The following is a 12,246-nucleotide window of genomic DNA, read 5'->3' as shown; positions in this document are numbered from 1 at the left end:
AAGTCAATAAAAGACTAGCCTAAAATGGTTTTATCGGACTTAATGGATTGCAAGACAGTGGTAGCAATCTCTTCAATCGATTTGCTGGTTGTGGCCACCCAAGGAATGGATTCTTTTTTCATCATGGCGGTGGCTTCATTAATTTCGTAGCGACAGTTTTCCAACTTTGCGTAGTTGCTACCAGGACGTCGCTCATTGCGAATCTCAGATAGGCGCTCTGCATCGATCATTAGGCCAAAAATCTTATTGCGGTAGGGAATCAAATCCTTTGGCAATTGTCCACGCTCAAAATCTTCGGGAATAAGTGGGTAGTTGGCTGCCTTCATGCCATATTGCATTGCCAGGTACAGACTAGTTGGCGTCTTACCTACGCGAGATATTCCAACGAGAATGACATCGGCTTCAGCAAGGTTGCGGTTGGACTGGCCATCATCGTGGGCCAAGGAGTAGTTAATGGCCTCTATGCGGTTTTTATAGGCTTCGGTATCGGCATTATGGTGAAGTCGATTCATGGCATGGGTCGATTTAACCCCTAGGGCTTGCTCCAAAGGCGCCACAAAAGTCTGGAACATATCGAGAATCAGGCCATTAGCCTTGCCGACAATCTTATTCAGGTCTGGATTCACCAAAGTGGTGAAAACGATAGGCTGAACCCCGTATTTGGAGGCCGCCTGATTGATGCTAGAAACGGCGTCATGGGCTTTTTCAGGGCTATCTACAAAAGGTACCCGAATATGCTTAAAAGTGGCCTCAAATTGAGCCAAAATCGACTGGCTGAAGTTCTCGGCGGTAATTCCGGTGCCGTCAGAAACAATAAAAACAATGCGGGTTTGGGTAGACATGAGATTGGCCTATCGGTCGTGGTCAGCACTACAATATGTAGTTAATGAAGTATGCCGTATTTTATTCGGCCGCTCGACCAGTTTTCTTATCTTTAGAGAGTATTTTATGTCCAACCAACAGCAACAAAGTAATGATGTAGCAAATGCCTATGTTTTGCCTTTTGAGCAACTCCGGATGACCGATGTTGAGTCAGTCGGCGGTAAAAATGCCTCACTCGGTGAAATGATTTCTCAGTTGTCCTCCACGGGGGTTCGTGTTCCCACTGGATTTGCAACGACATCATTAGCGTTTCGTGATTTCTTAGAGCATAACAATTTGACCGAGCGCATTCAGAAGCGTTTGGAAAATCTCAATATTGATGATGTTCGCGCTCTAGCTGAAGCTGGTAAAGAGATTCGAGGCTGGATTGAAACTGCCCCGTTTCAAGCGCGTCTTGACGAAGAGATTCGTGCAGCATTTAAAAAATTGGATGACTCTGGTAAAGGTTCTTTCGCGGTGCGCTCTTCTGCAACCGCAGAAGATTTGCCTGATGCCTCTTTTGCTGGACAGCAAGAAACTTTCTTGAACGTTGAAGGTATTGACGATGTTCTGAAGAAGATTCGTGAAGTATTTGCCTCCTTATACAACGATCGCGCGATTTCTTACCGCGTCCACAAGGGCTTTGCTCACGCTGAAGTAGCCTTATCTGCTGGTATTCAACGTATGGTTCGCTCTGACTTGGGCGCAGCTGGTGTGATGTTTACTCTGGATACCGAATCTGGCTTTGAAGATGTCGTATTCATCACTTCAAGCTATGGCCTAGGTGAGACAGTGGTGCAGGGTGCAGTGAACCCGGATGAGTTCTATGTATTCAAAACCACTTTGGCTCAAGATAAGAAGGCGATTATTCGTCGCTCCTTAGGCTCGAAGTTGATTCAGATGCAATTCGCCCCAGCAGGTTCCGCTGAGAAGGTAATGACTGTGGATGTTGCTCCTGAGAAACGTAATCGTTTTTCATTGGAAGATGCCGACATTACTGAATTAGCTAAATATGCCGTGATCATTGAGAAGCACTATGGCCGTCCAATGGATATTGAGTGGGGTAAGGACGGTCAAGATGGTCGTATTTACATCCTGCAAGCACGCCCAGAGACAGTGAAGAGTCAGGCTGCAGGCCAGGTTGAGATGCGCTACAAGCTCAAGGGTACCTCTAAGGTTCTCGCCAAAGGCCGTGCAATTGGTCAAAAGATTGGCGCAGGTCCGGTTCGCGTGATTCGTGATCCAAGCGAAATGGATCGTGTGCAGCCGGGTGACGTATTGGTTGCTGATATGACTGATCCTAACTGGGAGCCGGTCATGAAGCGTGCTTCTGCGATTGTGACCAATCGTGGTGGCCGTACTTGTCACGCTGCGATTATTGCTCGTGAGTTAGGTGTTCCTGCGGTAGTGGGTTGCGGCGATGCGACTGAGCATTTGCAAGACGGCATGATGGTGACAGTTTCTTGTGCAGAAGGCGACGAAGGCCATATTTATGATGGCTTGATTGAAACTGAAGTAACTGAAGTGTCTCGTGGTGTATTGCCAGAGATCCCAGTCAAGATCACCATGAACATTGGTAATCCACAGTTGGCATTTGATTTCTGCCAGATCCCTAATGCTGGTGTTGGTTTGGCTCGCCTCGAGTTCATCATCAACAACTACATTGGTGTACACCCACGCGCTGTGTTGGAGTACCCAAATATTGATCCTGACCTCAAGCGCGCTGTAGAAAGCGTTGCTCGTGGCTATGCAAGCCCACGTCAGTTCTATGAAGACAAATTGGTTGAGGGTGTAGCAACGATTGCTGCTGCTTTCTATCCAAAGCCAGTCATCGTTCGCTTGTCCGACTTTAAGTCAAACGAGTACAAAAAGCTGATCGGTGGTTCACGCTATGAGCCGGATGAAGAGAATCCAATGCTGGGTTTCCGTGGCGCATCCCGTTACGTATCAGCAGATTTCGGCGAAGCCTTTGCTTTAGAGTGCGCTGCGATGAAGCGTGTTCGTGAAGATATGGGTCTGGATAACGTCGAGATCATGGTGCCGTTTGTTCGTACCATTAAGCAAGCTGAGCGCGTGATTGACATGATGGCGAAGTTTGGTCTCAAGCGTGGTGAAAAAGGTTTGCGCCTAATCATGATGTGTGAGATTCCTTCCAATGCTATTTTGGCCGACCAATTCCTCGAGCATTTCGATGGATTCTCAATCGGTTCAAACGATATGACTCAGTTAACACTGGGTCTTGATCGTGACTCCGGTATGGAATTGCTGGCAATTGACTTTGATGAACGTGACCCTGCGGTTGAGTTCATGATCGCTCGTTCTATTGAGGCTTGCCGCAAGCAAAACAAATACGTTGGTATTTGCGGTCAAGGTCCTTCAGACCACCCAGACTTTGCGCGTTGGTTGGTTGCTAAAGGCATTACTTCAATCTCTCTCAACCCAGATAGCGTAGTTGCCACTTGGGAAATGTTGGGCAAGAAAGAGGCATAAGCCACGCTAGCTAATCACTAGCAATATGCAAAAAGGCCTAGAGAAATCTAGGCCTTTTGTCTTTTGAGTAGCAGCTAAACTATCGTTTAGTTTTTACAGCCACCTTTTTCTTTGGACTGGCTTTGACTGTTGTCTTGGTTGGTGAAGCTACTTTTTTAATAGCTTTGCTGTTGCGATGAATTGGTACTGCACCCATCTTCTTGGCAGGAGATGCAATCGAGCGCGATGGGGTTGCTCCCGACCAACTAGGCTCGGCAATCGAATTAAACGCGGAGCGTAATTTTTCACCCCATAACTGATGAATCATTTGGAAGTAGGGGTTGGACTCATCCATGGTGACCAACTTACTCGCTTGCAATGAATTCTTTTCATAAACCAATAGATCTAGCGGTAGGCCAACAGAGATATTGCTGTTGAGTGTTGAATCCATTGAGATGAGGGCGCACTTGGTAGCTAGATTAAGTGGGGTATCAAAGCTAATAACCCTGTCCAAGATTGGCTTACCGTATTTGGATTCCCCGATCTGGAAATAACAAGTCTCTGGCGTAGCCTCAATAAAGTTGCCAGCTGAATAGATGTTAAAGAGTCTTGGGCGCTCGCCCTTAATCTGTCCGCCAAAAATGAGATTGCAATTGAAATCAATGCCTGCTTTTTCTAGCGCTTTGTGATCTCGGTCATAAACCTGCTTGATGGCATCGCCGATGACTACAGCTGCATCGTGAGTGCTATCCACATTCCACAGATTCTTCCCATTGAGGAGTTGGCCTTGTAGCAAGATCTCTTTAACTGCTTGGGTAATAGCAAGGTTGCCAGCGCTCATTAGGGTGAAAAAGCGATCTTTATCCTTCTGGAATAAGGACATCTTTCTAAAGGTGCCAATCTGATCAACGCCCGCATTGGTGCGGGTATCCGATAAAAATACCAAGCCATCTTTTAGGCAAAGCCCAACACAATACGTCATCCTGCAGCCCCTTTAATTATTCCTCTGAATTATCTCTTACTTGACTTTACTGGGGGCTGATTTAATTGGCTTGGGCAATTGAGATGCTGGCACTCAACTCTTCACCGCCGCCACCAGAACGAACCCCTTTGACGGGGGCTGCCGAGTAGTAATCTCTGCCAATCGCTAGGCGAACATGGCGCGCATCGGTAAAACAGGCGTTGGTGATATCAATGCTAAGCCAGAGTCCTTTATCAATATCTGAGCAGAAATCAATCCAGGCATGGCTTGCGAGGTTAGGGGCATCTTCAGCAAAGAAATAGCCGCTGACATAGCGTGCCGGTATGCCTGAGGCGCGGCAAAGACCCAGCATGATGTGTGCATGATCTTGGCAAACGCCAGATTTCATGGCAAAGGATTGTGCGGCAGTTGTTGTGGAATTGGTTTGCCCTGGGAAATACAGAATAGTTCCTTGAACTGCTGCTGCTAACTCTAGAACCTCATCAATCGAGTTTGTCTTTGGAAGGGATGCTGCGAAATATTCCAGCATCTCTGCTGTGGGTTCAGTCAAATTGGTTTGTTGGAGTAGGTGATAAGGTGAAACAGCCTTAGGGTCATCCATAAATTCAAAAGCATCTTGTGTATGTACTTCACCCTCAGCCTCAATCATCATGGAGGTGTATGCATTCTCTTGAACAAATACGCTGTAGAGGTTTCCAAAAGCATCCAGTGATGTGCTTGCCTTAATCGGGGTGCTGACTTTCCACTTAGCAATAGTTTGTCCAGCTACATCGGGTGGCGTGAGTCGTAACTCTTGAATGGAGTAGCGTACCGGCATTTCATAGCGGTATTCTGTGCGGTGACGAATCTTCAGGTGCATAGTGATCTTTAAGCTACTGCTAATGGTATGAGGTAGGCATTACTGAATTCATCAGCAATATGATTGATGCGCTCTAAGAACTCCTCAATGAACTCCTCTAAGCCTTGCGAGAAGACCTCATCAATATCGGAATAGTCCAGACTTGCTTTGAGCTTACCAAGCAGGCGTTCAATTTCTTTGGATTGCTGATTCTTCATCTCTGCAATTAGAGGGATCAGTTCATTGACGCAGCACACCAGTGAGCGCGGCATTTGCTTATTGAAAATCAAGAGTTGAGCCACTTGCTTAGGGGTCACTTGATCGGAGTAGATCTGACGATAGATCTCAAAAGCAGAGACTGAACGTAGAAGTGCAGCCCAGTGGTAGAAGTCAAAAAAGTCACCATCAGCTCCATCGATAGTCTCAGCGGCCTCACCTTCAACTGCCTTACCTTTTTTATCGGTGCGCAGTACCTTTAGTGCAGCCTGACCTTCATATTTAGTTTCTAAAATACGAGCAGTGTTATCAGCTCTTTCTAGGAGGGTGCCGACATTCATAAAGTAAAAGGCTTCATTCTTGAGCATAGTGCCATGCATCACGCCCCTAAAGAGATGGCAGCGATGTTTTACCCATTCCAGCAATCTGCTTGGATCGGCTTGATTGCGGGCTTCAAGAATGCGCTGTAACTCCAGCCAAGTGGTGTTCTGAGTTTCCCATGCCTCGGAAGTAATTTTTCCTCGAATGACGCGAGCATTCTCACGAGCGGCAAACAGGCAGGACACGATGCTAGAAGGATTGCTAGTTTCATAAATCATGAAATCTAAAACATTCTCACGAGTAACTACATCGTATTTCATCAAGAAGGCGTCTTCTAGTTTAGAAATCGTCAGTAATTTTTTCCAGCTTTGCTCTAAAAACTCTGCAGGCTGCGGGAGAAGGGAGGTTTGATGATTGACGTCCAACATACGTGCAGTATTTTCTGCGCGCTCTGTATAGCGGGCCATCCAGTAAAGGCAATCAGCGGTACGACTCAACATAATTACTTATCCCTTTTATTCTTCTAGAACCCAGGTATCTTTAGTGCCGCCACCTTGTGAGGAGTTCACGACTAAAGAACCTTCTTTGAGGGCAACACGCGTAAGGCCGCCTGGCACCATCTTGATTGTTTTTCCTGATAAAACAAAAGGACGCAAATCAATATGGCGCGGCGCAACACCCGACTCAACAAAAGTTGGGCAGGTTGATAGCGCTAGAGTTGGTTGTGCAATGTATTTATCTGGGTTGGCAATCAAGTGCTTCCGAAATTCTTCTATCTCAGCTTTGCTCGATGCTGGCCCGACCAGCATGCCATAGCCACCAGCACCATGTGTCAACTTCACCACCAACTTATCTAAATTGGCTAAGGTATAGGCGAGATCATCCGGCTTACGACACTGGAAGGTTGGCACATTATTCAGAATGGGCTTCTCACCCAAATAGAACTCAATCATGTCTGGTACATAAGGGTAGATCGATTTGTCATCGGCAATGCCGGTACCAATCGCATTAGCCAGAGTCACATTACCCGCACGATGTGCTGAAAGCAATCCCGCAACCCCCAATGTTGAGTCGGAGCGGAAGGCCAGTGGATCCAAAAAGTCATCATCGACGCGACGGTAAATTACATCAACACGTTCAGGCCCTTGGGTGGTGCGCATAAAGACTTGCTCATTCTTTACAAACAAGTCTTTGCCTTCCACTAATTCAACCCCCATTTGTTGGGCGAGGTAGCTATGCTCAAAATAAGCCGAGTTGTACATGCCTGGAGTTAGCACTACAACATTGGGTTTTTTGACATCATCAGGTTTGACTGACTTTAAGCACTCTAGTAAAAAATCGGGATAGTGCTCAACGGGTGCTACACGATACTTTTGAAATAGATCTGGGAAGAGTCGCATCATCATCTTGCGATCCTCAACCATATAAGACACACCAGATGGAACACGCAGGTTATCTTCTAAAACGTAGAACTCACCTTCGCCAGCCCGGACGATATCAATCCCGGCGATTTGTGCATAAATATCTCGCGGCACATTGACGTTGCGCATTTCAGGGCGGTATTGCGCGTTGTTATAAATCTGCTCAGCGGGAATGATGCCGGCTTTGATAATTTCTTCTTCGTGATAGACGTCATAAATAAACCGATTGAGTGCTTTAACCCGTTGGCGTAGACCGGCCTCAAGTTGTTCCCATTCTTTGGCGGTGAAGATGCGGGGCACTTGATCAAAGGGAATGGTTCTCTCAGATCCAAGATCGTCTCCATAGACGGCAAAGGTAATGCCAACTCTTCTGAAGATGAGGTCGGCTTCAGCGCGTTTGAGGCCCATCAGCGTATCGCTTTGCTGCTTGAGCCAGTTATGGAAAACTTGGTAATGGGGACGCGCTTTTCCGCTGGCGTCGAGCATTTCATCAAAAGGCAATTTCATAGTTACAAACTAATGCCTTTGGCTTAATTGCATTTAGGGATATGGGGCAGCTTGGTGCCTGAATGCACTTTATTGGTGCATTAAAGGCTGAGAAACCTGCTCCAGGGCTTAGGCGTTGAGGTCGCCCCTAGCAATGCGTCCCTTTTGAACTTCCCACTCACGTTCTTTAGTGGCTGCGCGTTTGTCGTGCTGTTTCTTGCCTCGGGCCAGCCCAATCTCGCACTTCACGTTGCCTTTGGAGAAATGCAGATTCAGCGGCACGAGGGTGTACCCCTTTTGCTCCACTTTACCGATGAGTTTTTTAATCTCAATTGCATTCAGCAGAAGCTTGCGGGTACGAGTGCTGTCTGGGACGATATGAGTGGAGGCCGATAGTAGGGGGGTGATGTGACAGCCGATGAGGAATAGCTCCGCCCGACGGATGACAACATACGCTTCTTTAATGTGGACTCGACCGGCGCGAATGGCTTTTACTTCCCAGCCTTCCAGAACCAGTCCTGCCTCGAACCGTTCCTCGATAAAATAATCGAAGAAGGCTTTTTTGTTATCGACGATACTCATATTTATTTAGCTTCTCAAGATCGATTATGGCAGACGTCTACAAGACCGTTTTAATTGGCCAGTCAGCCGACCGCATGTATGGCTTAGTCACCGACGTTGCCCGCTACCCAGAGTTCTTGCCCTGGTGTGGCGGAGTGGAAATTTTTGAGCAAACAGAGACGGTTTTGGATGCCAAAATCAATATCCACTTCAAGGGTATTAATCAATACTTTCATACTCGAAACATCAATCACCGCCCTGAAACCATCGATATGGTCTTTGTAGATGGCCCATTCAAGCATTTTTCTGGGCAGTGGAACTTTATCCCCCTGAAGGAAGATGCCTGTAAGGTGGAGTTCAAGCTCCACTGGGAGTTCAAAAGCGTCATCCTGGATAAGATTATTGGCCCGGTATTTGGTCATATTGCAGGTACCTTTGTAGATTGCTTCGTTAAGCGAGCTGAAGACCTCTATGGCTGATCAGTCAATGGAGATTCTGATTTGCGATGCCCGCTTGGGTGAGCCCCAGCTTAAACCCTTCACCTTCTATTTATCGGCATCCGAGGCCCCTACAGTGGGCCTAGCCCTGCTTAAGTCTGGGATTGCCCAAGGCCCTGACGACCCCATCTTGGCTAGAAAAGGCTGTTTTGGCGTCTTTGGTAAGCGCAAGGACTGGGACAGCCCTATTTACGAAGGTGATCGTCTAGAGCTGTATTCGCCGCTCCTGGTGGACCCCAAGGCCGTCCGCCGCAAGAAGGCCAACCAGAACCAAGATGCCAAATTCCAGGCCGCCGCAGCTAAAAGAAAGGCTAGGAGGCTATAATCGGTTTTTGCGACTAGGGGTTTTGCATGCGACTCATTCAAAAAGCACTCACTTTTGACGATGTGCTCCTTGTACCGGCTTATTCATCGGTACTCCCTCGAGATGCCAGCTTGGCAAGTAAGTTAACTCGAGATATTTCACTCAATACACCATTGGTGTCCGCTGCAATGGATACCGTCACAGAAGGTCGTTTGGCAATTGCCATGGCCAGCGAAGGTGGCATTGGGATTGTTCATAAAAATCTCAAGCCTGCTGAGCAAGCTAGGGAAGTGGCTAAGGTCAAACGTTACGAGTCTGGCATTTTGCGTGATCCTATTACAGTGGGTCCGGATGTCACGCTACGTCAAGTCATTCAACTTTCTCGTGAGCATGGTTTTTCAGGTTTCCCAGTTCTTACTGGCAAAGAAGTGGTGGGCATTATTACCAACCGCGACTTGCGCTTTGAGGAAGACTTGGATGCGCCAGTGAAATCCAAGATGACTCCACGTGAGCGCTTGATCACGGTGAAAGAGGGTTGCTCTTTAGAAGAGGCGAAGCGCTTGATGAGTCAGCATCGCTTAGAGCGCGTGCTGGTCGTGAACGACAGGTTTGAATTGCGCGGCCTCATCACTGTTAAAGATATTTTGAAAGCTACAGAGCATCCAAATGCTTGTAAAGACAGCGAAGGTAAATTGCGCGTTGGTGCAGCTGTTGGCGTAGGTCCTGACAACGATGAGCGTATTGAACTTTTAGTGCGCGCAGGCGTTGATGTCATCGTAGTGGATACTGCTCACGGCCACAGTCAAGGCGTATTGGATCGCGTGAAGTGGGTTAAGAAAAACTACCCTCACGTGCAAGTGATTGGTGGAAACATTGCCACTGGTGATGCAGCTAGAGCATTGGCTGATCATGGTGCAGATGGCGTTAAGGTGGGTATTGGCCCTGGCTCTATTTGCACAACCCGAATTGTTGCTGGTGTAGGTGTTCCGCAAATTAGCGCAATTGTGAATGTGGCAGCGGCACTCAAAGGCACAGGCATCCCTTTAATTGCTGACGGTGGTGTGCGTTACTCTGGTGACGTTGCTAAAGCGCTAGCAGCTGGCGCAAGTTCAGTCATGATGGGCGGAATGTTTGCTGGTACAGAAGAAGCTCCCGGTGAAGTATTTCTCTATCAGGGTCGTTCATACAAGAGCTATCGCGGAATGGGTTCTCTGGGCGCGATGGCCGATGGTTCTGCAGATCGTTATTTCCAAAGTGATATCAGTGCAGCGAATGCTGAGAAGCTGGTGCCTGAAGGTATCGAAGGTCAAGTGCCTTACAAAGGTAGTGTTCTTGCGATCTTGCATCAACTGACTGGCGGTATTCGTTCCTCAATGGGTTACTTGGGTTGCAAGACGATTGATGAGCTTCATGAAAAAGCGAATTTTGTGGAAATCACTTCAGCGGGTGTACGCGAGTCACACGTTCATGATGTGAAGATCACGAAGGAAGCCCCGAATTACCATATTGATTAAGACTGTTCCTTTCGTGCACGACAAAATACTGATTCTCGACTTTGGTTCACAAGTCACCCAATTAATTGCCAGACGCGTGCGTGATGCACGTGTCTATTCCGAAATCCATCCCTACGATTGCGATCCAGAATTTATTCGCAAATTTATTCAAGAGCAGGGTGGCAAGGGAATCATTCTTTCTGGTGGACCAAGCTCTGTTACAGAAGAGGGTAGTCCTCGTGCACCACAAATCGTTTTTGAATTAGGTGTTCCTGTTCTGGGTATTTGCTACGGCATGCAAACCATGGCAACCCAGCTTGGTGGCGCCGTTGCTTCTGCTGAATCCTTGGGTAAAGCCCGTGAGTTTGGTTACTCCGAAGTACGTGCTCATGGTCACACTAATTTGCTCAAAGGTATTCAGGACTTCTCTACTAGCGAAGGCCACGGCATTCTGAAAGTGTGGATGAGTCATGGTGATTCAGTCACGACATTGCCGCCAGCATTTAAGTTAATGGCTTCAACAGAGTCTTGCCCGATTGCTGGCATGGCAGATGAAGAGCGCCGTTTTTATGCATTCCAGTTTCATCCAGAAGTAACGCATACCTTGCAAGGCGAGGCTATCCTAGGTCGCTTTGTACATGAGATCTGCAAGTGCAAGCCTGACTGGGTGATGGGTGACTACATTAGTGAAGCGGTTGAGCATATCCGCAAACAAGTTGGCGATGAAGAAGTCATTCTTGGCTTGTCCGGCGGCGTTGACTCTAGCGTAGCAGCAGCATTAATCCACCGTGCGATTGGTGAGCAACTCACTTGTGTGTTTGTGGACCATGGCTTACTTCGTCTAAACGAAGGCGACATGGTGATGGAGATGTTTGCTCGCAACCTTGGCGTCAAGGTAATTCGAGTAGATGCCAAAGAGAAATTTATGTCTGAGCTCGCCGGTGTCGCTGATCCAGAGGCTAAACGCAAAATTATTGGCAAAGAATTTGTTGAGATTTTCCAAATCGAGTCTGGCAAGATTAAAAATGCCAAGTGGCTTGCCCAAGGAACTATTTATCCGGATGTCATTGAGTCTGCCGGTAAGGGTAAAAAGGGCGCGCATACGATTAAGAGCCACCACAATGTGGGTGGCTTGCCTGAAGATATGCACCTCAAGCTGCTTGAGCCATTACGTGAATTATTTAAAGATGAGGTGCGTGAACTCGGCGTTGCCTTAGGTTTGCCGCGTGAGATGGTCTATCGCCATCCATTCCCAGGACCTGGTCTTGGTGTGCGCATCTTAGGTGAGGTTAAGGCTGATTTTGCTGACCTCTTGCAACGTGCTGATGCCATTTTCATTGAAGAGTTGCGCAATACGATTGATGAAGCAAGTCAAAAATCCTGGTACGACCTCACCAGTCAAGCCTTTGCAGTGTTCTTGCCAGTCAAATCTGTTGGCGTTATGGGTGATGGCAGAACCTATGAGTATGTTGTTGCGCTCAGAGCGGTGCAAACACAAGACTTTATGACTGCACACTGGGCCCACTTGCCACATGAGTTGCTGGGCAAGGTATCTAATCGCATTATTAACGAAGTGCGCGGCATCAATCGCGTGGTCTACGACATCAGCGGAAAACCTCCGGCAACTATCGAGTGGGAATAGTTTTTATTTTGTAAGTTGTTGATTTAATTGATTTTTCAACTTACACAAAAGTGACACAAGGCGTAATAAGTACTTGATTTTATTGAGCGCAGGATTTACAGTTGCACGTAAACCTACACAAAAAAGTACTTATTGATTTTCATAAGTGCTCATAC

11 protein-coding genes are annotated in these 12,246 nt (G+C 47.3%); 5 read left to right on the top strand and 6 right to left on the bottom strand.

The genetic code is table 11. The features are described from left to right. Positions 1-14: 14 nt before the first annotated feature. The gene (locus ICN16_RS02925) at positions 15-842 is read right to left on the bottom strand and encodes a pyruvate, water dikinase regulatory protein (RefSeq protein WP_216133837.1); all 828 of its coding nucleotides are present in this window, start codon (positions 840-842) and stop codon (positions 15-17) included. A gap of 106 nt (positions 843-948) precedes the next feature. On the opposite strand from ICN16_RS02925, the gene ppsA reads away from it, so the two are divergent. Continuing rightward, entirely contained in the window at positions 949-3,351 is a 2,403-nt protein-coding gene (ppsA, locus tag ICN16_RS02920) for a phosphoenolpyruvate synthase (protein ID WP_216133835.1), read from the top strand. A 79-nt stretch (positions 3,352-3,430) separates the two neighbouring features. Here ppsA and ICN16_RS02915 read toward each other — a convergent pair whose 3' ends face one another. From ICN16_RS02915 to smpB, 5 genes are all read right to left on the bottom strand, one after another. Continuing rightward, positions 3,431-4,312 (bottom strand): proteasome-type protease, encoded by an 882-nt coding sequence (locus ICN16_RS02915; RefSeq protein WP_255533573.1) that lies wholly within the window; start codon positions 4,310-4,312, stop codon positions 3,431-3,433. A gap of 61 nt (positions 4,313-4,373) precedes the next feature. Next, positions 4,374-5,171 (bottom strand): transglutaminase family protein, encoded by a 798-nt coding sequence (locus tag ICN16_RS02910; RefSeq protein ID WP_216133833.1) that lies wholly within the window; start codon positions 5,169-5,171, stop codon positions 4,374-4,376. An 8-nt stretch (positions 5,172-5,179) separates the two neighbouring features. Further along, positions 5,180-6,187, bottom strand: a complete 1,008-nt coding sequence (locus ICN16_RS02905; RefSeq protein WP_216133824.1) for an alpha-E domain-containing protein — start codon at positions 6,185-6,187, stop codon at positions 5,180-5,182. Positions 6,188-6,202: 15 nt separating this feature from the next. Then, positions 6,203-7,615, bottom strand: coding sequence for a circularly permuted type 2 ATP-grasp protein (locus tag ICN16_RS02900; protein WP_216133822.1), 1,413 nt, complete (start codon positions 7,613-7,615; stop codon positions 6,203-6,205). Positions 7,616-7,723: 108 nt separating this feature from the next. Next, complete coding sequence (gene smpB, locus ICN16_RS02895; protein ID WP_015421400.1) at positions 7,724-8,176, bottom strand: SsrA-binding protein SmpB; 453 nt, start codon at positions 8,174-8,176, stop codon at positions 7,724-7,726. Between the two features lie 26 nt (positions 8,177-8,202). Here smpB and ICN16_RS02890 point away from each other — a divergent pair, with 26 nt between their 5' ends. The 4 genes from ICN16_RS02890 to guaA are packed head-to-tail and all read left to right on the top strand — an operon-like array spanning position 8,203 to position 12,091. Next, positions 8,203-8,634 carry a type II toxin-antitoxin system RatA family toxin gene (locus ICN16_RS02890; RefSeq protein ID WP_216133814.1) on the top strand — a complete coding sequence of 144 codons (432 nt, stop codon included), beginning with the start codon at positions 8,203-8,205 and terminating at the stop codon, positions 8,632-8,634. Then, complete coding sequence (locus tag ICN16_RS02885; RefSeq protein WP_216133812.1) at positions 8,627-8,977, top strand: RnfH family protein; 351 nt, start codon at positions 8,627-8,629, stop codon at positions 8,975-8,977. Before ICN16_RS02890 ends, ICN16_RS02885 begins: the two co-directional genes overlap by 8 nt. 26 nt (positions 8,978-9,003) lie before the next feature. Beyond that, entirely contained in the window at positions 9,004-10,470 is a 1,467-nt protein-coding gene (gene guaB / locus ICN16_RS02880; protein WP_216133810.1) for an IMP dehydrogenase, read from the top strand. A gap of 13 nt (positions 10,471-10,483) precedes the next feature. Next, a complete protein-coding gene (guaA, locus tag ICN16_RS02875) occupies positions 10,484-12,091 on the top strand; it encodes a glutamine-hydrolyzing GMP synthase (protein WP_216133808.1) in 1,608 nt (535 codons plus the stop codon). The last annotated feature ends 155 nt before the right edge of the window (positions 12,092-12,246 follow it).

This window comes from Polynucleobacter sp. es-MAR-4 (assembly GCF_018882055.1).
In the GTDB taxonomy this organism is placed as follows: Bacteria; Pseudomonadota; Gammaproteobacteria; order Burkholderiales; family Burkholderiaceae; genus Polynucleobacter.
The sequence above is the reverse complement of the archived record's forward strand: the minus strand, read 5'-3'. Positions and strand labels throughout refer to the sequence as shown.

What these genes read in the sequence shown, in the direction of transcription:
- ICN16_RS02925 (WP_216133837.1), bottom strand. Translation starts at nt 842, where the DNA reads ATGTCTACCCAAACCCGCATTGTTTTTATTGTTTCTGACGGCACCGGA.
- ppsA (WP_216133835.1), top strand. Translation starts at nt 949, where the DNA reads ATGTCCAACCAACAGCAACAAAGTAATGATGTAGCAAATGCCTATGTT.
- ICN16_RS02915 (WP_255533573.1), bottom strand. Translation starts at nt 4,312, where the DNA reads ATGACGTATTGTGTTGGGCTTTGCCTAAAAGATGGCTTGGTATTTTTA.
- ICN16_RS02910 (WP_216133833.1), bottom strand. Translation starts at nt 5,171, where the DNA reads ATGCACCTGAAGATTCGTCACCGCACAGAATACCGCTATGAAATGCCG.
- ICN16_RS02905 (WP_216133824.1), bottom strand. Translation starts at nt 6,187, where the DNA reads ATGTTGAGTCGTACCGCTGATTGCCTTTACTGGATGGCCCGCTATACA.
- ICN16_RS02900 (WP_216133822.1), bottom strand. Translation starts at nt 7,615, where the DNA reads ATGAAATTGCCTTTTGATGAAATGCTCGACGCCAGCGGAAAAGCGCGT.
- smpB (WP_015421400.1), bottom strand. Translation starts at nt 8,176, where the DNA reads ATGAGTATCGTCGATAACAAAAAAGCCTTCTTCGATTATTTTATCGAG.
- ICN16_RS02890 (WP_216133814.1), top strand. Translation starts at nt 8,203, where the DNA reads ATGGCAGACGTCTACAAGACCGTTTTAATTGGCCAGTCAGCCGACCGC.
- ICN16_RS02885 (WP_216133812.1), top strand. Translation starts at nt 8,627, where the DNA reads ATGGCTGATCAGTCAATGGAGATTCTGATTTGCGATGCCCGCTTGGGT.
- guaB (WP_216133810.1), top strand. Translation starts at nt 9,004, where the DNA reads ATGCGACTCATTCAAAAAGCACTCACTTTTGACGATGTGCTCCTTGTA.